This is a genomic window from Fodinicola feengrottensis (assembly GCF_010993775.1).
In the GTDB taxonomy this organism is placed as follows: Bacteria; Actinomycetota; Actinomycetes; order Mycobacteriales; family HKI-0501; genus Fodinicola; species Fodinicola feengrottensis.
Window position 1 is genome coordinate 1 of record NZ_WOTO01000057.1, and the last position, 18196, is coordinate 18196.

Consider the following 18196-nt stretch of genomic DNA (forward strand, 5'->3'; position numbering starts at 1 on the left):
CGCCGTACGAGTAGCCTCCGACGCGGAGGTGGTCGACATGCTCTACGACGAGACCGTGAGGCTGGATCGGCTAACCTCCGCCCTGCTGCTGTTGGCCAGGGTGGACGAGCGCGGCCTGCGGCTGGACATCGAGGACGTCGACCTCGACGACCTGGTCGACGCCGAGCGTCGCCGGCTGGCCACCAACTCGCGGGTACGGGTCACCGCGCAGGTCGCCGCGGTCCGGGTCCGTGGCGACCGGCACCAGCTTGGCCAGGTGCTGCGCAACCTGACCGACAACGCCGAGCGGTATGCCGACGCGTCCGTCGAGCTGCGCCTCTGGTCGCTGGGAGGCAACGCGTATCTGCAGGTTCGCGATGATGGGCCGGGCATCCCGGCGGAGGACCGCGACCAGGTCTTCGAACGGTTCGTACGGTTGGACGAGAGCCGGACGCGGCTGGACGGCGGCAGCGGGCTGGGACTCGCGATCGTACGAGAGGTGGTCGCCGCCCATGGCGGGACCGTCCAGATGTTGAACCCCGAGCGGGGCACAGCCGTGGAGGTCCGCCTGCCGTTGGAGGCGGACGGTCAGGCGTCCGCGAGCCGGTAGCCGGCGCCCCGGATGGTCTCGATCCGGGTCTGGTCCAGTTTTCGCCGCAGATAGCCGATGTAGACCTCGACGATGTTCGGGTCTCCGTCGAAGTTGGCGTCCCAGACCTTCTCCAGGATCTCGGACTTGGTGACCACATCGCCGCGGTTGCGCATCAGGAACTCCAGCACGCTGAACTCGCGGGCGGTCAGCTGGACCTCCGCACCAGCCCGCTCGACCCGCCGGCGGGCCGGGTCCAGTACGAGGTCGCCGACCGTCAGCAGGACCGGCCGGACCGGTCCGCCGCGACGGACGAGCGCTCGCAGCCGTGCGGTGAGCACCACAAAGCTGAACGGCTTGGTCAGGTAGTCGTCGGCGCCGAGGTCGAAGGCGTCCGCCTGGTCGTACTCGCCGTCCTTGGCGGTCAGCATCAGCACCGGCGTCCACACGTCGGCGGCCCGCAGCTGCTGGCACACCCGGTAGCCATTCATTCCGGGCAGCATGATGTCGAGCACGATCACGTCGTACGCGACCTCGGTCGCCGCCCAGAGCCCGCTTGTCCCGTCGTGCTCGACTCGACGTCGACGGCGAAACCGTCCGCGACCAGGCCTCGACGGACCGTCTCGGCCAACCGGACCTCGTCCTCAACGACCAGCACTCGCACGCCCGCTCCTCCCCGTGAGGCCCCAGTGTCGCTGGCCTTGGCTGAACGCACGCTGAAGACGTTCAGCGCAGGTTCAGGTTCCAAGAGGTCTCCTCGGCAGGTCAATGGTGACAGCTGAGCTGGGAAGTTGGATATATATGTGCGGATTAGCGGGATATATCGGGGTGGATTCGTCGCACGGAATGGCTTTGTTGGGGCGGATGTCACGGGCCCAGGTGCACCGCGGGCCGGACGGGGATGGCACTTTCGTGCAGGCCGGCCTGGGCCTTACGCACCGCCGCCTCGCGGTGATCGACCGGGCCGGCGGCGCGCAGCCGATGCGCTCGCAAGATGGCCGGTACGTGCTGGCGTACAACGGTGAGGTCTATAACTACCGGGAGTTGCGGGGCGAGCTGGTGGCGGCCGGGCACACGTTTTCCAGCGCCAGCGACACCGAAGTCGTGCTGGCCGCCTGGATCGAGTGGGGCGAGGCGGCTTTCGACCGGTTCGACGGCATGTTCGCGCTCGCCATCGCGGACACCGTGACCGGACAGATGACGCTGGTCCGCGACCAGTTCGGCATCAAGCCGCTCTATCTCGCTGAGGACGGCGCTGGCCGGGTCTTCTTCAGCAGTGAGATCCGCCCGATCCTGGCCACCGGCCTGATCCAGGCGCGGCCGGACGACACGACGGTCTACCGCTACCTGCAGTTCCGCGTGCACGACGACACCCAGCGCACCTTCTTCGCCGGCATCAGCCGGCTGATGCCGGGCGAGTTGGCGGTGATCAGCCCGGCGGCCGGCCGGGTCAGCCGGCGGACGTACACCAGCCTCTATGCCGACCTCCGGTCGCTGGCGCGGACCCCGCGGCCGTACGACGACGCGGCGCGCCAGCGGTTCGCCGACGCGCTGCGCTCGTCGATCCGCAGTCGGCTGGTCAGCGATGTACCGGTCGGCACCGCGCTGTCCGGTGGGCTCGACTCGTCGACGGTGGCCGCCACGGTCAGCGAGCTGCTGGCTGGGCAGGACAGCGAGACCAGCGCGATCGGCCATCAGCAGCAGACGTTCTCGGCGGTGTTCCCGGGCGAGACCAACGACGAGGAGCGGTACGTCGACGCGGTGGCCGCGAGCCTCCCGTCCGTACGCGTGCACAAGATCGAGCCGTCGGTCCGCGACTTCCTGGTCGACCTGCCGGATTTCGTCCGTAGTCAGGAAGAACCGGTCATCTCCACCGGCCCGTACGCGCAGTACTGCGTGATGAAAGAGGCCAGCCAGCACGTCACGGTGATGCTGGACGGGCAGGGCGCCGACGAGATGATGGCCGGCTATATCCCCTACTACCTGGTGCACGCCCGGCAGCTGCGGCGGGCCGGCCGGACCGCGGCCACCGCGGCCGAGCTGGCCTCGGTGAGCGGCCTGCTGTGGGGGCTGGGGCGGACGAAGGTGGCCGACAAGGTGCTGATGCGGACCGGCCGTACTGTGACCGACCTGCTGTCCCACGACTTCGTCGGCCGGCACGCCGACGAGCGGATGGACATCGTCACCGACGACCTGAAGGTGCGGCTGGAGGACGACCTGTTCCGGCACAGCCTGCCGGCGCTGCTTCGCTACGAAGACCGCAACACCATGCGGTTCTCGCTGGAGGGCCGGGTGCCGTTCCTGACCACCGAGCTGCTGCGGACGCTGTGGAGCCTCGATGACACCGCGATTGTGCACGCGGGCCGGAACAAGCGGGCGCTCCGCGAGGCCACCGCCGGGCTGCTGCCGTCGGTGGTGAACCGGCGCCGGAAGAAGATCGGTTTCACCACTCCGGAGGACGCCTGGTTCCGGAAGATGACCGGGCCGGTGCTGGAGGTCTTCTCGTCGGCTTCGTTCGGCTCCCGGCCGTACTTCGACCAGGCCGCTACCCAGCAGGCCTTCCGGCAGTTCATCCGCGGTCGGTCCACAGTGGACACGATGGCGTTCTGGCGGCTTTTCAACCTGGAGCTGTGGATGCGCGAGTTCATCGACCCGGTGCAGGTGGACGTACCTATCCGGCCGGCCCTGTTGGCGGCGAGTTAGAGGGCTCAAGACGACTTCGTCGTCCAAAGCCCTCTAACGGCCGACTCGGCGGCGCACCTGCGCGATCACCTCGCGGATTTCCCGTACCCGCAACAGAAAGGCGAATCCGACGTAGGCCGCGCCGCCGACAGCCAGCGCTGGCAACAGTGCTATCCCGGCCGCGATCCACTCCGGCATGGTGGCCGGCAACGCGGAGCTGACCAGCCACTGCACGCCGACCGCGAGCGCGGCCGCCGGTGCGGTGGCTAGCACGATCCGGCCGACCGCCGAAAAAGTCCGGCGCAGCTGCAGCGGGCCGAGCCGGCGGCGCAGGATGACCGCGCCGAGAACCATCGCCAGCACGTACGACAAAGTGCTGATGATCATGAGTGCCTGCAACAAAAAGCCGCCCACGTTGAACAGCGGCAGCACCAGCACGCCGACGACTCGTACGAGCACCACCGGGATGTTGATCAGCGCCGCGGTTTTGGCGTCCCGCATGGCGTAGAGCACGAACGTCTGGATCTGACTGATCGCGTACGGGACGAGGCCAATGGCGGCGATCGCGAACACCTGCCCGGTCAGCTGGGCCTGCGCCACCGTGGTGTGTCCGTGCGCGTAGAGCAGGACGCCCACCGCTGGGCCAAAAAACAGCGCGACCGCGGTCGCCGGGACCAGCAGGGTGGAGGACAGTCGGGTGCCCAGTGACAGGTCGTCGGTGATGTCCGCCAGCCGGCCCTCCACCGCCGCGCGGCTCATTCTGGGCAGCAGCGCGGTGATGACGCTGACCGCGACCAGGCCGTGCGGCAACGTGAAAAGAATGAACGCGTTGTTGTAGACCGTCGAGCCGACATCCGCGCTGCCACTGCCGGCGGCGGCGCGCAGGATCATGGTCAGCCCGATCTGGCTGAACACCACGTACAACATCAGCCAGCCGGCCATCGACCGGGTCTCGCCGAGGCCGGTGCCGCGCCAGTCCCAGCGCCATTTCCAGCGGAATCCGAGCCGGCGCATCGGAATCCACAGCGCCACCGCCTGCACGGCGATGCCGAGCGAGGTGCCGGCGCCCAGGACGACGATTTCCGGCACCGTGAGGGACGAGATCGTCAGGGCTCCGCCGCCGTGCATGACGGCGAAAACCGCCGCGGTGCCGATCACCACGACGTTGTTGAGCACGGGCACCCAGGCCGGTGCGGCGAATTTGCCGCGGCTGTTCAGCACCGCGCCGAGCACGGCGGCGATGGCGTAGAACAGGATTTTCGATCAGGATCAGCGCCGCGAGGCTGGTCGTCAGCGACGCGTTTCCCGGCACCGCACGGAATTTGTCCGGAGTGACGATGTCGGTCAGTCAGCAGCGGCGCCGCCGCCACGGCGACCGCGGTGATCGCGGTGAAGAGCACGATCGTCAGCGTCAGCAGCCGCTGGATGAACGCCTCGCCCTTGTCCGGGTCGTTTTTCTGCGCCTTGACCAGCAACGGCACCACCACGCTGGCGAGCACGCCACCGAGCAGCAGTTCGTACACCTGGTTCGGCAGGTTGTTCGCGTACGTGTACGCATTGGACACCGCCGCCGAGCCGACCGCGGCGGTGATGATGACCTGCCGGAGCAGGCCGGTCGCCCTGGACGCGATGGTGCCCAGGGCCATGATCGCGGAGTTCTTGGCCACCCCGGCCGCGCCGCGATCTTCCTTCTCCTGCGGTTCGTCCAGCGCCGGGATCGGGCCACCGAGGTCGAGCAGGCCGGTCTGGTCGAGGCCGCCGCTCATCAGCTGCGGGATCTCCACGATCGAGATCACCGGGATGGCGCCGACATCGGCCTCGCTGGCGTTCTCGCCGGCCCTTACCCATGAGGACACGTAGACGGCGCCGACCGACTCGCCGACCTTGGCCGTACCGACGGCTCGACCGCTGCCGCGCCGACGCCGCCACCGACCGGTGTCGTCCGGTTGACGGCCTGGGGTCGGCTCGTCGGCGTCGTCCGGGGAACTGTGCCTCACGCCAGCTGACTTACGACTTCGTACACCTTCTCCGCCAGTTGCCGCTTGGGTACGCCCAGCTCATAGTACCGTTCGGCCACCAGCCCCCGATGCCTCGCCCGGCGGTGGCAACCTTCCGGAAACACTTCGTCACTACCAAGGAGGAAGGCCGGGATATCACCACATGCGCATACCTTGCCGCATGCTCCGGTCGTCGCTGTCCACCCCTCTGGCGGGAGAAACATCATGTCCGTGACGGATGAGTATCTGGAGAACAACGCCCGTTACGCGGCGAGCTTCACCGGCCCGCTGCCGCTGCCGCCAGCCAAGGGCGTCGCGGTGGTGGCCTGCATGGACGCCCGTCTGAACGTCTACGGCATCCTCGGGCTCGCCGAAGGCGAAGCCCACGTGATCCGCAACGCCGGCGGCGTCGTCACCGATGACGAGATCCGCTCCCTCGCGATCAGCCAGCGGCTGCTGGGCACCACCGAGATCATCCTCATCCACCACACCGACTGCGGCATGCTCACCTTCACCGACGACGGTTTTTCCGCCGCTCCATCCAGGAAGAAACCGGCATCAAGCCGACCTGGGCGGCGGAAGCGTTCCCGGACCTGGACGAGGACGTACAGCAGTCCATCGCCCGCATCAAGGCCAGCCCGTTTATCCCGCACACCGAGAGCGTCCGAGGGTTCGTTTTCGACGTGGCCACTGGGAAACTTATCGAGGTCGTTTCTTAGGCCGTTTTCTGTCAACCTCGTTGATCATGGGAAATCCCGCACTTCCCCCGAGCAAAGTGCGGGATTCGCCCATGACCAACAGCAAGAACGCACGCCCCGCGACAGGATCAGCGCCTAGGCAGTGTCTGGTTATTCCGCCGGGCGATAGCCGAGCCCAGAAGCCGCCTGCAGGCACCGTGGGAAAGCCCCCATAGCGCTGCTATGAAGGCTTCCCCACGGCACCAGCAGCCAACTTCTGGATCTCGACTCTCATCCCCCCGGAATAACCAGACACTACCTAGCCCACCTGAAGACCAGCAGCGATGTTCGCTACTTCTTGGTCTGGTCGTCCACCGACGCGCCGTCGGCGGCCCGCTGGACGGCTTCGACGCCGTTGACGACCGCGGCGTGGCTCTCGTACGCCTCGCCGGTGGCCACGATCTGGCCGTTGCTGGACTTCAGCCGGAACCGGAACTTGCCCGCCGCGTCCTCGTAGATCTCGAATTTGCCCGCCATGTCCAGCTCCTTGGTGTGAGGCGATCCGACGGCAAGACAGTACTCGCGCATGACACGCTGTAGCAGGATTTGACCCCAAGCGCTTGGTGCGCGTCGAAAACTGAGCCATCCAAGATGTCCTTCGCGGCGGAGGCCGTTCGTCCTTAATCTGAATGCCGGCGATCGGCGCCGGCGGCGGACCTACCAAGGAGCGACATGCCTCTGTACGTGGCACTCACCTACACCCGTGACGTCGACTGGACGGCGCCTGAGCAAGCCGGCGATCTGCAGGGATACGAGGACTTCGCCAAGTCCGCCGCCGCGGTGATCCGGGGCGGACAGGCGCTCTATCCGACGGCTACCGCGACCACTGTCCGGGTGTCCGGCGGCAAAGGCGGTGACGTGGTCACCAGCGACGGGCCGTACGCCGAGACCAAAGAGGCGCTGACCGGCTTCTACCTGCTGGAATGCGCCGACCTGGACGAGGCGGTGAAGATGTCCGCTGGCCTTCCGGCGGCCTGGGACGGCGCCGTCGAGGTGCGTCCAGTCATCCAGTTCCCGGCCTGAGATTGGACGCCGTCGCGCGGCTGGTTCGCGAGGAGGGTACGCGCGTACTCGCGACGCTGATCCGGGTCACCGGCAACGTCGACCTCGCCCAGGACGCCACCCAGGACGCGGTCGTTCGCGCGCTGGAGACCTGGCCGCGCGATGGCACGCCGGACAACCCGCGCGCGTGGCTGCTGGTGACCGCCAAGCGCCGGGCCGTCGACGTGATCCGTCGAGAGGCCCGGCGCGCCGGCAAGGAGGCGGCGGCGATGGACTGGACGACTGATCCGCAGGACGAGTCGGCGGAGACTATCCACGACGATCTTCTGCGGCTGGTCTTCACCTGCTGCCACCCGGCCCTGTCGCTGGAGGCCCAGGTCGCGCTTGCCCTGCGCACGCTGGGCGGACTGTCCACCGGCGAGGTCGCCCGCGGCCTGCTGGTGCCCGAGGCGACGATGGCCAAGCGGCTGACCCGGGCCAAGCAGAAGATCCGGCAGGCCGCCATCCCGTACCGGGTGCCGGAGCCGGCCGAGCTGCCCAGCCGGCTGTCCGGCGTCGCGGCGACCGTCTACCTGATCTTCAACGAGGGCTACGCGGCCGGTGGAGGTGCCGCGCTGGTACGTACCGAGCTGGCGGCCGAGGCGATCCGGCTCGGCCGGCTGCTGGCCGAGCTGATGCCCGACGAGCCGACGGTCCTCGGGCTGCTGGCCTTGATGCTGCTGCAGAACGCCCGCCGCGACGCGCGGGTCGGACCGTCCGGCGACCTGATCCTGCTGCCCGACCAGGACCGGTCGCGCTGGAATCCCGGCGCGATCAAGGAAGGCGTGCAGCTGATCGGCGTGGCGCTGCGGCGTACGCCGGACCGTCCCGACAGCTATGTCGTGCAGGCCGCCATCGCCGCCTGTCACGCGCTCGCACCAAGCTATGCCGAGACCAGCTGGGAGTCGGTCGTCTCCTGGTATGACGTGTTGCTGTCCGTAAATGACACGCCGGTCGTCCGGTTTGAACCGCGCGGCGGCGATCAGTGAGCGGAGCGGGACGGGCCGGCCGCCGGACTGTCCATTGTGGACGAAATCAGCGGCCTGGCGGCGTACCCGTGGTGGCATGCGACCCGAGCCGAATTGCTGCGTCGCCTCGACCGCCGCACCGAGGCCGCCGACGCGTACGAGCGGGCGCTCGCGTTGGAGCTGAACGAACCGCAGGCCGATCACCTGCGCCGGCGACTCGTCACCCTCAGCCCCGGAGGTCGGAGCGGGTGAGGGAACTGGGGGTCGAGTGGCCGGACAGGGCCAGGGTCAGCTCGAACTCGGCCAGGATGCAGCGGATGACGTGTTCGACGCCGACTTGGCCGTCCAGGGCGAGTCCGTAAACGTACGGACGGCCCAACAGAACTCCGCGGGCGCCCAGTGCGAGGGCCTTGGCGATGTCATCGCCGGTACGAATGCCGCTGTCGAAGAGGATCTCCAGGTGATCCCCGACGGCGTCGACGATGCCGGGAAGTGCGTCGACGGAACCGATCGCGCCGTTGACCTGGCGGCCGCCGTGGTTGGAGACGACGATGCCGTCCATGCCGGCGTCGGCGGCGAGCCGGGCGTCGTCGGGATGTTGGATGCCCTTCAGCACGATGGGGCCATCCCAGTTTTCCCGCAGGAAGGGCAGATTCTCCCAGGTCTTGGTGGGATCGTTGAACATCTGGATGAAATGTCCGACCGCTGCCTGCGGGTCTTCCTCGACGGGTTTGTCCAGCCCAGCTTGGAAAGCCGGGTCGCTGAAATAGTTCGCCGTTCCCACGCCACGCAAGAAGGGCAAGTAGGCTTGGTCGAGGTCGCGCGGGCGCCAGGCCAGGATGAAGGTGTCCAGGGTGACGACGAGCACGCGGTAACCCGAGTCTTTGGCCCGCTTGAGGAAACTTTTGGTCACCTCGGGATCTTTTGGCCAGTAGAGCTGAAACCATCGCTCCGCGTCGCCCATTGCCTCGGCGACCTGCTCCATGGGCGTACTGGACGCTGACGAAAGCACGAATGGCACCTGTTGGGCGGCGGCGGCTTTCGCGGCGGCTGTCTCGGCGTCGGGATGGACGATGGACTGTACGCCGATGGGCGCGAGGGCCAGTGGACTGGACAGCTTCTTCCCGAAAAGTTCGGTGGAAAGGTCTCGGCTGCCGACGTCTCGTAGCATTCGCGGGACAATCTCGTACCGGTCCAATGCGCGGCGGTTCGCCGCGGCTGTCTTGCCGTCGCCCGCGGAGCCGGCGACATATCCGTACGGGCCGGGAGCGAGATGGGCGGCGACCGCCGCCTCCAGTTGGCTCAAGTCGGTGGGCAGCTGGGGGACCGCCCCGCTGAACAGCCCGGTTGCGTAGATCTCGTACTGAAAACCGGCCCGGTCGGTCATCCCACGCTCCCGAGGGCGCTGATCCAGGGGAGCCAGCGGGCATCCGGGCCGCGCTGTGCATCCCAGGCCATGTTGGTGCAGGTGTAGCCGACCGACATGCCACTGGCCACGTCAGCAAAGGGCGAGCCGGCCGCCGGCGCCGGCATGCCCGAAGCTGGTTTCGCCGAGCATCACGTTGCCGGCACGGGACAACTCGTAACCGAGGCCAAAGCGCAGCGGATAGTCGGCGGGAAGAACGTCCAGCGGCGGTGGTGCGGAGAGGTTGTCGGTCAGCGGAATGCGGGCGGCCTCGATGGTTTCCGGCCGCAGGACGCGGAAACCGTCGACCTCGCCGAGGTGGGCCGCGTAAAGCCGGGCGATGGAGCGGGCATTGCCGATGCCGTTGGCGGCCGGCACTTCGGCGGCGTGACCGGCACGTTCGTTGATGATGGCCAGCCCTTGGGCCAAAGACGTGAAATTGCTCAGCTGCGTACGGGCGATGGGGTGCTCAACGTCGACGCCCGCGCTGCGCATCAACTCGCTGAGCTGGTCGAGGCTGACCACCGGCAAGGTGCTGAAATGGGTCGCCACCCGGTCTTCCTCGGACTCGGGCAGGCCAATCCAGATGTCCAGGCCAAGCGGGGCCGGCGATCTCGTCGGCGAAGACGCGACCGACGGTTTTTCCAGCGACGCGGCGGATAACCTCACCGACCAGATATCCGTACGTGACCATGTGATACATGAAAGCCGTGCCCGGTTCCCACAAGGGCGCCATTTCGGCCAATGTGCTGGTGCACAGATCCCAGTCCAGCAATCCTTGTCCGTCCATGCCAGCCGACGGAGTGAAGCCGAAAAGGCCGGCACTGTGGTTCATCAGCTGTCGTACGGTGACGTCCCGCTTACCGCTCGCCGCGAATTCCGGCCAGTATTTCGCCACCGGCGCCTGGAAGTCGAGCAGGCCGCGCTCGCTGAGCAGGTGGGCGACCGTGGCGGTGAAGCCCTTGGTGCAGGACATCAGTACGTGCAGAGTGTCACCGTCGAACGGCCGATCGCCCGGCTGGGACGGGTCGGACCACAGGTCGACGACCAGCTCCCCACCTCGATAGACGGCCAGCTGGGCGCCGCCGACATCGTCCTTCTGGCCTTGCGTGAAACCGTCACGGACAGCTTCGAATCCTTTATGGACAGTTCCGTGTACAGTCACAGTGAAAGTCCTTTCAGACACTCTGGTGAGCAATCCGGTCCACCCGACGTTAGCGGGCCGGCGGTCTCTTATCAAGAGCCCAGTGGTCTGATAATCTGGGACCTGTGACGGACTTCCAGCGGGCGCGCCGGCCGGAGCAGATTCAGGCGCGCCGGGCGGCCATTCTCGACGTGGCCGCGCAGCTGCTCACCGAGCATCCGATCGCGGACATCAGCCTGCGTGAGCTGAGCGCGCGAGTAGGCCTCGCCAAGTCCAACGTGCTGCGTTATTTCGACAGCAGGGAAGCGATTTTCCTGGAGATCCTGGACCGCACCCAGCGAGAGTGGCTGGACGCCTTGGAAATCGCGCTGCCCCAGGTCCGCTTCGGCCCTGGGGCGTACGAGCGGGAAATCGCGCTGGCGTCGGCGATCGCGGACGCGGCGGTCGGGTGCCCGTTTGCTGTGCGAGCTGATCAGCACGATGACCGCGGTGTTGGAGCGCAACATCTCGATCGACTTTGCCCGTGGCTTCAAGCGCCGGGCAGCGGTCAACAACGCCCGCTTCGCCGCGCTCGTACGGGCGCAGGTGCCAGAGCTGAGTGAGCAGGCAGCTGCGACGTTTGTCGGCGCGGTGGTGGTGACCGTCGCTGGGCTCTGGCCGTACGCGAAGCCCACCCACGCGGTCGCTCAGGTGATGGCGGAGCTGAAGGCGCCGCCGGCGGACGAGATGTTTGCCAACGGCGTAAGGGAAGGACTGACGAACCAGCTGATTGGGCTGGTGGCCCGATCAGCTGGTTCTTGATGTCAGGCGTGGAACTTGTGGATAGTGGAGTCCTTCGCGGTGGTGTCGGCGGCCTGCTGGCAGCGGGTGACCCAGTCCGCCGGGGTGATTTGCAGGCCCATCAGCGCGGAAGTGGCGTCCTCGATGGCCTTGGACATCGCCGGATACCACGTTTGGTAGTGCGGAAGCGAAATCAGGTTGCTGCCGGCCAGCTTGACCGCCGCACGCCGGGACTTGAGGGCTGACGACAGGCTGAGGTTGTCGGCGTAGCCGTCGACGACCACGAGTTCGCTCGTACGTTTGGTGAAATCGGCGCACGCCTGCTTGGAAAGCATGATCCGGAGCAGTTCCATGCCGCCCAGCGGGGGTTTTTCGCCTTGGTCGGGACGGCGAAGTCGCCGCCGACGTTCACCTGTACGGCCTCGAACGGCATCTTTTCGTTGGCGGACAGACTCGGCGGTGAGTTAACGGTCATCCCGAGGTCTTTCGGCGCGATGTCGCCCAGCTCGTTCTCCAGCCACGAACCGCACGGAATGAAGACAGCTTTTCGTTGCGCCCAATAGGTTTGCGCCTGGGTGTGGGTGAGGCCGGTGGTGCCTTCCAACAGGTAACCCTTGGCCGCGAGCTCGTGGAAACGGGTCGCGGTGGCCAGCAGCGCTGGGTCTTTCCACGCGTTCGGGGCGAGGTTGTCGATCGTGCGGCCCAGCTCCATGCCGGCCGCCTTGAGCGCGATGTTCAGCATCGGATTGACGATGTAGCCCGGATATTTGCCCTGGTACGTCCACGGGGCAATACCGGCGGCCTTGATTTTGGCGCACAGCGCCATCATCTCGTCCCACGTGTGTGGATACTGCCAGCCGTGCTGGTCCAGCAGCGGCTGGCTGTACCAGATCCCGGACATCCCGTCGACGTACGGATGCGCGTAGATCTTCCCGTCGAGGGTCCCGAAGGTCGTGACCCCGGGCAGCAGCGTCTGCGCCACGGTCTTGCCGGGCGTGTCGAACGAAGGTGCTTGCAGCAACTGGTCGAGCGGCATCAGCTGGCCCTGTTGGACCAGCGCTGGCAGGTCGAGGTCGTTGGTGGCGGTCAGGTCCGGCGGGTTGCCGCCGACAAAACGTGGCTGCAGCTGCTGTTTCAGCTGCTGCCCGCCGTTGATGGTGACCTTCGCCCGCGGAAAACCGGCCGCGATAGAGGGTCGTGTCGATCTTCGGCCAGTCCTTGCCATAGCCGCCTTCGAAGTTGAAGAACTCGACCGGCGCGTCCTCCTTCACCCCGAGCGGGTTTTTAGCGCTCCTAGTGCCGGCGCCGGCGGACCCGTTGCCGTCGTCGCCGCCGGAGAACGCGCAGCCGGACAGCAGGCCAGTGGCCGGGACAGCGGCCAGCGCGGCGACCCCGCCCAGCCGGATCAGCGTGCGGCGGTCCACTGTCACTCCACCGATGTCGTACGTCCTCATGCAACAGCGCCTTTCCGACGGTTCCGCCCAGTGGCCCCGGATGCTTCCGTATGATTGCCCGATCCGGAAAGTGCGAGCGCCGTTCCCGATGGCCTTTGCGAAGAATTCCCGGTAGACCAGTTGTCCATAACCGTGAACGTGCGGTCGTCGCTGCTCTGCGACGATGCGTGCGCTGGACAGGACCAGTGGTCTAACGGGTCACCGCTGGCCGCGGGGGGCGAATGCGCTGCTGGACTGATGGTTTAGACCTTTGGGCAACTCACTGTCGGTCGCGGACAGATCAAGCGCGGTGGCTCTGGGTGGCCCTGGAGCGCTCAACTGGTCCAGTCGAATTCCGTACCGAACTTGCGTTAGTGCGGTTTAGCGCATTGGCAGCCGTACGCTCGCGCCCTTATAACGAAGGCCCGTCACCCCGGAGGGAAACTGCCAATGTCCCGATCCCACCGCGTCCTGGCTCGTTTCGTGGTCCCGCTCGCGGTTCTGGCCACTGTTTTGGCCGCCAGCGGTCTCACCGCCCAGTCCGCGGCCGCTGTTCCGGCGGCCCGTCCGGCCGCGGCTGCCGCCGATCCGGTCACGAGCGTGTGGACGGAGAACTCGTCGGTCAACGTCTTCCAGAACGATCTGCCCAAAACCGGTGCCAGCAAGGCGATCTCGCTGGTGCTGGCGAAGAACGAGTACGAGTCGGCGCAGGTCGTGATCCGCAAGAACCAGCAGTTCACCATCCAGCAAGTGGCCTTTGGTGACCTCACCAGCGGTGCGAACACGCTGGCCGCGGCCAACCTGAAATACCAGTTCGTCGAGTTCGAGCACCTGGACCACAACACCACCACCGACTGGCCACCGCCGTGGCCGCTGGACAACCCGGTCCGGCCCGCGCCCGGTGACTTCCCGGACGCACTGTCGAACAACACCACCCTGACCGTGCCCGCGAACACCACTCAGCCGATCTGGATCCGGGCCTTCGCGCCGACCTCGACGCCGGCCGGCGTCTACACCGGCACCGCGACCGTGGTGACCGATGCCGGGAACACCAGCGTTCCGGTCACTGTCGACGTGAAGAACGTCGCCATCCCGAATTCCAACGACAGCTCGTTCACGCTTTCCATGTGGATGAGCGCTTTCGGCTCGCTGGGCGACGACACCGGTGATCCCAACGCGCAGGACACCATCCAGCAGTATTACGGCTATGCGCGATATTCCACCGACTGGTGGGCGCTGATGAACAACATCGCCGTCTCGATGACCCAGTATCGGCAGAACGACCTGCCCATCCCGCTGGTCACCTCGCTGATGGACGGCGGGTCCACTTTGGACGCCGCCGGCACGTACCATTTCAACTGGACGAGGTTCGACCAGATCGTGCAGTTCTTCATCGACCGGCACATGGTCAAGCAGCTCGAGGGTTTCTGGTGGTATTACGGGATCTACAGTGATGGCAGCGCGAAGACCGAGATCATCGCGCGAAACTCGGCCGGCAATCCGGTGCGTACGTACGCGCCCTCCGATGGCGCCGGCGTCAGCAACTGGGACTCGCAGTTCCTGCCGGCCCTGCGCGATCACATCAATGCCAAACAATGGGACGGCATGTTCTGGATGCACATCGCCGACGAGATCACCGACGCCCAGGTCTCCCGATACACGGCCGCGGTCCAGACCGTACGCACCATCTGGCCGGCGGTCCGGATCTCGGACGCCAACAACATCGAGTCGTCCGAGGAAGCGGTAGCGGCCAAGGAGAGTTTCCTCATCCCCAGCCTGATCACCGCGGACGCCAACCGCGGTTTCTATTCGTCGGTGGGCAAACCGTTCTGGCTCTACACCGCGAACATCCCCACCGGCTCCTATTTGAACAGGTTCATCGACCAGCCGGTCTACGCCGAGCGTGAAATGATGTGGTACGGCTACCAGCTGGGGGCCACCGGCTATCTGCACTGGGCCTACAACAACTGGCAGTTCACGATGGCCCAGCAGAGCGAGAAAGGGGACGGCTGGATCGTCAAGCCGGACCCGGACCACCACACCGTCAAGGCGACCATTCGCGAGGAGTCGCTGCGCGATGGCATCGAGGACTGGGAACTGCTGAAGATCATTGGCCAGACCAAGCCGGCACTGGCCAAGGCATTCACCACCGCGCTCGTCACCACCGCGACGCTTTACAGCCAGGACAGCGGATTCGTCACCCGGATGCACAATGCCCTGGTCGTCGCGGCCGCCGCCGGCGGTTTCCCACCTTCGGCACCAACCTGGCGTCCACCGGCACCCTCTCCGCCGCCAGCTCGGCGAGCGGTTTCGATCCAGCCAACGCGATCGACGCCGATCCGGCCACCAGCTGGAAATCCGCGGCCGGTGGGACCCAGTGGTGGCAGGTCGATCTGACCAAGCAGGCGCAGATCGACGGTGTCCGGATGACCTGGGGCGCCAGCTTCCCGACCGCGTACAAGATCCAGCTTTCGTACGACGGAACGAAATGGGCGGACGCCTACACCACGTCCAGCGGCGCCGGTGGCGACACTTTTGTCGGCATCAACGGGAAGGCGCGCTACCTGAGGGTGTCCAGCGACAACTGTCCGGCGGCCGGCTGTTCGATCGCCGACCTGCAGGTCGGTGGATCGTTCCTGGCGCTGGAAAACCTGGCCGGCGGCAAGACGTACGACAAACCGGCGACGGACGGCAGCTACCCGGATAACGGGAATTCCGACTCCACCGATGGTGTCCTCGCCGCGGGTCTTCCCAGACCACCGCTCGTACGGGTATGTCGTACCGAATAGCAGCACGCCGTTGACCGTCACAGTGACCGTCGACCTCGCGGCCGTGAAGTCGGTGGGCAGCGTGAAAATCCACCGCTACGAGAACTACGCGCAGCATTACGACCCGGACAGCCTGGTGCTCTCGACCAGCACGGACAAGGTGAACTTCACCCAGAAAGCCAGCGTGCAAAAGGCCAACGGGCAGGACGCCCTCTGGTACGACCTGACTTTCCCGGCCACCCAGGCGCGGTATGTCCGGGTGACTTTCACCAAACACTACGCCCCAGTCTCGGATTACCTTTTCGTGGACGAAATCGAGGCGTACCCGCCGCCGGCCGGTCAGGAAGTCAATGTCGCGCAGGGAGCGTCGTACACAAAATCCGAGAATCCGGACTCGCATTACCCGGACACCAACAATACCGAGTCGACGGACGGCGTCATCGCCGGCGGATATGGGGATGGCATCGGCTACGGCTATCAGCTGTCCGCGGTCGCCCACCAACCGGTGTCGCTGACGGTCGAATTACCCGCGCCCAAAGACCTCAACCTTGTTAAATTCGCCAAATTCAGCGACGGAGTCCACAACTACGCCCCGGACAAAGTCGATGTCTACACGAGCATGGACGGCAGCTCGTACCAGTACGCGGGCAGCGCCGCGTGGGGCACCGGGCAGTGGTACGAGATCGCTTTCCCGGACACCGTGGCGAACTACATCCGCCTTGATCTGACCAAACAGACCGGAACTTACGCCGACTACATCTTCGTCGATGAGATCGCCGCGTACGGAAACCAGGCGCTCGCGCCGACGAATCTGGCGCGCGGCAAGGTATATCAGGCGTCCTCGGGCACTGACCCGGGCTATCCCGACAATGCCAACGACTCCACCGACGGGTTCATCGCCGGCGGCTATCCGGACCACCGCTCGTACGGCTATCAGATGCAGTCGGGAACCACGAAAACGGTCACGGTGACCGTCGATCTCGGCACCACCAGAACCCTGTCGTTGGCTCGGTTCTGGCGTTACAACGACGGCGTACACAACTACCAACCGGACACCGTGAAGGTGTCCACCAGCACGGACGGGACGAATTTCGCCCTGCAGAAGACGCTCGGCGGCCCGGCCGGTCCGCACTGGTTCGCGGCCGCGTTGCCGCAGGTCCCGGCCCGCTACCTGCGCTTTGACGCGACCAAGACCTACGGCAGTTTCGCCGAGTACATTTTCGTCGACGAACTGGAGGCGTACGGCTCCTGACCCCGGTTTGGGCAGCTGGCAGCAACCTGCTAAAACCCCTCTGATCAGGCCCGTTGTCGCGGAAACGGCAGAAACCGTGACAACAGGCCCCGTCCTCGTGGGAAGATCTGCCCGCGACCGTCAGGGGATGGGAGAGACGTGCAAGAGGGGCAGCTGATCGCCGGCCGTTACCGCTTGGTGCGCGTCATCGGCGCCGGTGGCATGGGCGAGGTGTGGCTGGCCGTCGACCAGGCCGAGGGCACCCTGGTGGCCCTGAAGATCGCTGGCACCGGACCGGACACCGGCCGAGGCGTACGCGCGATGGAGGCCGCTACCCGGCTCGGGCACCCGAACATCGTCGGCCTGCTGGACACTGTGCGGGACGGCAACGTGCAGTGGCTGGTGATGGAATACGTCAGGTCGGCCAGCCTGGACAAGATCATCGCCAAGTCGCCGAACCAGGGCGTTCGGCAGGTGGCCGCGCTCGGCGCGCAGATGGCCTCCGCGCTGGCCGCCGTACACGCCGAAGGGGTGGTGCACCGGGACGTGAAACCCGGCAACATCCTGATCGCCCCGGACGGCAGTGCCAAGCTCGCGGACTTCGGGATTTCCCGGGTTTCCTGGGGAGATCCGACAGTCACCAACAGCGGCCAGGTCGGCGGCACGCCGGCGTACATGGGCGCCGAGGTGGCCAACGGCGACGACCCGACCACCGCCTCGGACGTGTTTTCCCTCGGCGCCACGCTTTTCGCCGCGATCGAGGACGAGCCCATCTACGGCCTGGAGCAGAATCCTCTTAAGACGCTGCGAAAAGCGGCGAGGATGCAGATCGGTGAGCCGCGCAGGGCCGGTCCGTTGACCCCGCTGATATCGGCGATGCTCGCGCCCGAGCCGGCGGATCGGCCGACCGCCGCGCAGGCCGCGCAAGCGCTGGCGGAGGTGGCCAACGGCAGTGCGCTGCCCTCGGTGCCGGCCGCGCTGCTCGGCCCGGACGGGCTGCCGGAGCGTACGCCCGAGTGGTGGCCCAGTTGGCTGACCCGGCGGCGGAGCCGGATGGTGGGCGTCGCGGCAGTGGCGGTCGCGGTGGTGGTCGTCCTGCTGGCGGTGTTCGTGTCCGGGGTCGGACGCCACAGCTTGCCGGTCAAACCGGTCGCCGGCCGCGATCCCAGCCCGTCCGGGTCCGCGGCGGCAAAACCCGCGACGGTCGGCGATCCGCGTACGGCTGACCCCTGCGCCTTGCTCAAGACATCCGATCCGACTTTCACCAAGTACGGGCGCGTCGAGTTGTCCGCCGCGGACGCCAATTTCAACCGCTGTGACGTGCTCGTGCACACCAGCGCGGCGGACCCGATCGACGTGCAGGTCATCCTGGATCTCCCGCAGTCCAGCCCGCCAGAAGGCGCGCAGGCGACCAAAACCGGGCCGATCACGGGTCTATAGAT

Annotated in this window: 17 protein-coding genes and 3 pseudogenes; 11 read left to right on the forward strand and 9 right to left on the reverse strand. The window is 66.5% G+C overall.

Annotated elements, in window-relative coordinates; translation table 11 throughout:
* On the forward strand, positions 1–589 hold a 589-nt coding region (locus GNX96_RS37895), incomplete at its 5' end, for a sensor histidine kinase (RefSeq protein ID WP_163572567.1).
* Here the strand turns inward: GNX96_RS37895 and GNX96_RS37900 are convergent.
* A pseudogene (locus tag GNX96_RS37900) lies at positions 568–1232 on the reverse strand (response regulator transcription factor). The gene GNX96_RS37895 and the pseudogene GNX96_RS37900 sit on opposite strands and share 22 nt — an antisense overlap.
* 107 nt (positions 1233–1339) lie before the next feature.
* Here GNX96_RS37900 and asnB point away from each other — a divergent pair.
* Entirely contained in the window at positions 1340–3271 is a 1932-nt protein-coding gene (gene asnB / locus GNX96_RS37905) for an asparagine synthase (glutamine-hydrolyzing) (RefSeq protein WP_279582529.1), read from the forward strand.
* Positions 3272–3304: 33 nt separating this feature from the next.
* On the opposite strand, the gene murJ is transcribed toward asnB, so the two are convergent.
* Both murJ and GNX96_RS37915 read right to left on the reverse strand, forming a co-directional pair.
* Positions 3305–4483 (reverse strand): murein biosynthesis integral membrane protein MurJ, encoded by a 1179-nt coding sequence (murJ, locus tag GNX96_RS37910; protein WP_163572569.1) that lies wholly within the window; start codon positions 4481–4483, stop codon positions 3305–3307.
* On the reverse strand, positions 4465–5247 hold the full coding sequence (locus GNX96_RS37915) for a lipid II flippase MurJ (protein ID WP_163572570.1): 783 nt from the start codon (positions 5245–5247) through the stop codon (positions 4465–4467). The genes murJ and GNX96_RS37915 overlap by 19 nt, the downstream gene beginning before the upstream one ends.
* Before the next feature lie 225 nt (positions 5248–5472).
* On the opposite strand from GNX96_RS37915, the pseudogene GNX96_RS37920 reads away from it, so the two are divergent.
* A pseudogene (locus GNX96_RS37920) lies at positions 5473–5966 on the forward strand (beta-class carbonic anhydrase).
* A 309-nt stretch (positions 5967–6275) separates the two neighbouring features.
* Here GNX96_RS37920 and GNX96_RS37925 read toward each other — a convergent pair.
* Complete coding sequence (locus tag GNX96_RS37925) at positions 6276–6461, reverse strand: YegP family protein (protein WP_163572571.1); 186 nt, start codon at positions 6459–6461, stop codon at positions 6276–6278.
* A 195-nt stretch (positions 6462–6656) separates the two neighbouring features.
* Here GNX96_RS37925 and GNX96_RS37930 point away from each other — a divergent pair, with 195 nt between their 5' ends.
* Complete coding sequence (locus GNX96_RS37930; RefSeq protein WP_163572572.1) at positions 6657–7007, forward strand: YciI family protein; 351 nt, start codon at positions 6657–6659, stop codon at positions 7005–7007.
* Positions 7004–8245: pseudogene (locus GNX96_RS37935) on the forward strand (RNA polymerase sigma factor). Before GNX96_RS37930 ends, GNX96_RS37935 begins: the two are co-directional and overlap by 4 nt.
* Here the strand turns inward: GNX96_RS37935 and GNX96_RS37940 are convergent.
* The 3 genes from GNX96_RS37940 to GNX96_RS58300 form a co-directional block, all read right to left on the reverse strand.
* Positions 8220–9380, reverse strand: a complete 1161-nt coding sequence (locus GNX96_RS37940; RefSeq protein WP_163572573.1) for a lactate 2-monooxygenase — start codon at positions 9378–9380, stop codon at positions 8220–8222. The pseudogene GNX96_RS37935 and the gene GNX96_RS37940 overlap by 26 nt on opposite strands.
* Before the next feature lie 111 nt (positions 9381–9491).
* Positions 9492–9923 (reverse strand): hypothetical protein, encoded by a 432-nt coding sequence (locus tag GNX96_RS58295; RefSeq protein ID WP_313885878.1) that lies wholly within the window; start codon positions 9921–9923, stop codon positions 9492–9494.
* A complete protein-coding gene (locus GNX96_RS58300; protein WP_279582531.1) occupies positions 9868–10563 on the reverse strand; it encodes a serine hydrolase domain-containing protein in 696 nt (231 codons plus the stop codon). The genes GNX96_RS58295 and GNX96_RS58300 overlap by 56 nt, the downstream gene beginning before the upstream one ends.
* Positions 10564–10667: 104 nt before the next feature.
* On the opposite strand from GNX96_RS58300, the gene GNX96_RS37950 reads away from it, so the two are divergent.
* Positions 10668–11144, forward strand: a complete 477-nt coding sequence (locus GNX96_RS37950; RefSeq protein WP_279582532.1) for a TetR/AcrR family transcriptional regulator — start codon at positions 10668–10670, stop codon at positions 11142–11144.
* Positions 11032–11343, forward strand: coding sequence for a hypothetical protein (locus tag GNX96_RS58305; RefSeq protein WP_279582533.1), 312 nt, complete (start codon positions 11032–11034; stop codon positions 11341–11343). The genes GNX96_RS37950 and GNX96_RS58305 overlap by 113 nt, the downstream gene beginning before the upstream one ends.
* A 2-nt stretch (positions 11344–11345) precedes the next feature.
* On the opposite strand, the gene GNX96_RS58310 is transcribed toward GNX96_RS58305, so the two are convergent.
* Both GNX96_RS58310 and GNX96_RS37955 read right to left on the reverse strand, forming a co-directional pair.
* Positions 11346–11480, reverse strand: a complete 135-nt coding sequence (locus tag GNX96_RS58310; protein WP_279582534.1) for a hypothetical protein — start codon at positions 11478–11480, stop codon at positions 11346–11348.
* A 35-nt stretch (positions 11481–11515) separates the two neighbouring features.
* A complete protein-coding gene (locus tag GNX96_RS37955; RefSeq protein ID WP_163572574.1) occupies positions 11516–12547 on the reverse strand; it encodes an extracellular solute-binding protein in 1032 nt (343 codons plus the stop codon).
* Positions 12548–13238: 691 nt separating this feature from the next.
* Between GNX96_RS37955 and GNX96_RS37960 the strand changes: the two genes are divergently transcribed.
* The 4 genes from GNX96_RS37960 to GNX96_RS37975 all read left to right on the forward strand — a co-directional run bounded on the left by GNX96_RS37960 (position 13239) and on the right by GNX96_RS37975 (position 18194).
* Positions 13239–15152 (forward strand): DUF4091 domain-containing protein, encoded by a 1914-nt coding sequence (locus tag GNX96_RS37960; RefSeq protein WP_279582535.1) that lies wholly within the window; start codon positions 13239–13241, stop codon positions 15150–15152.
* Positions 15083–15544 (forward strand): discoidin domain-containing protein, encoded by a 462-nt coding sequence (locus tag GNX96_RS58315; RefSeq protein WP_279582559.1) that lies wholly within the window; start codon positions 15083–15085, stop codon positions 15542–15544. Before GNX96_RS37960 ends, GNX96_RS58315 begins: the two co-directional genes overlap by 70 nt.
* Positions 15483–16775: a discoidin domain-containing protein gene (locus GNX96_RS37970; RefSeq protein ID WP_279582560.1), complete on the forward strand. Its 1293-nt coding sequence runs from the start codon at positions 15483–15485 to the stop codon at positions 16773–16775. The genes GNX96_RS58315 and GNX96_RS37970 overlap by 62 nt, the downstream gene beginning before the upstream one ends.
* Positions 16776–16913: 138 nt before the next feature.
* Positions 16914–18194, forward strand: coding sequence for a serine/threonine-protein kinase (locus tag GNX96_RS37975; protein WP_163572577.1), 1281 nt, complete (start codon positions 16914–16916; stop codon positions 18192–18194).
* The last annotated feature ends 2 nt before the right edge of the window (positions 18195–18196 follow it).

Coding starts and splice junctions, on each gene's coding strand:
- GNX96_RS37955 (WP_163572574.1), bottom strand. CDS start 12,547: ATGGCAAGGACTGGCCGAAGATCGACACGACCCTCTATCGCGGCCGGT.
- GNX96_RS37940 (WP_163572573.1), bottom strand. CDS start 9,380: ATGACCGACCGGGCCGGTTTTCAGTACGAGATCTACGCAACCGGGCTG.
- GNX96_RS37925 (WP_163572571.1), bottom strand. CDS start 6,461: ATGGCGGGCAAATTCGAGATCTACGAGGACGCGGCGGGCAAGTTCCGG.
- GNX96_RS58310 (WP_279582534.1), bottom strand. CDS start 11,480: ATGTCCAAGGCCATCGAGGACGCCACTTCCGCGCTGATGGGCCTGCAA.
- GNX96_RS37930 (WP_163572572.1), top strand. CDS start 6,657: ATGCCTCTGTACGTGGCACTCACCTACACCCGTGACGTCGACTGGACG.
- GNX96_RS37970 (WP_279582560.1), top strand. CDS start 15,483: ATGGTGTCCTCGCCGCGGGTCTTCCCAGACCACCGCTCGTACGGGTAT.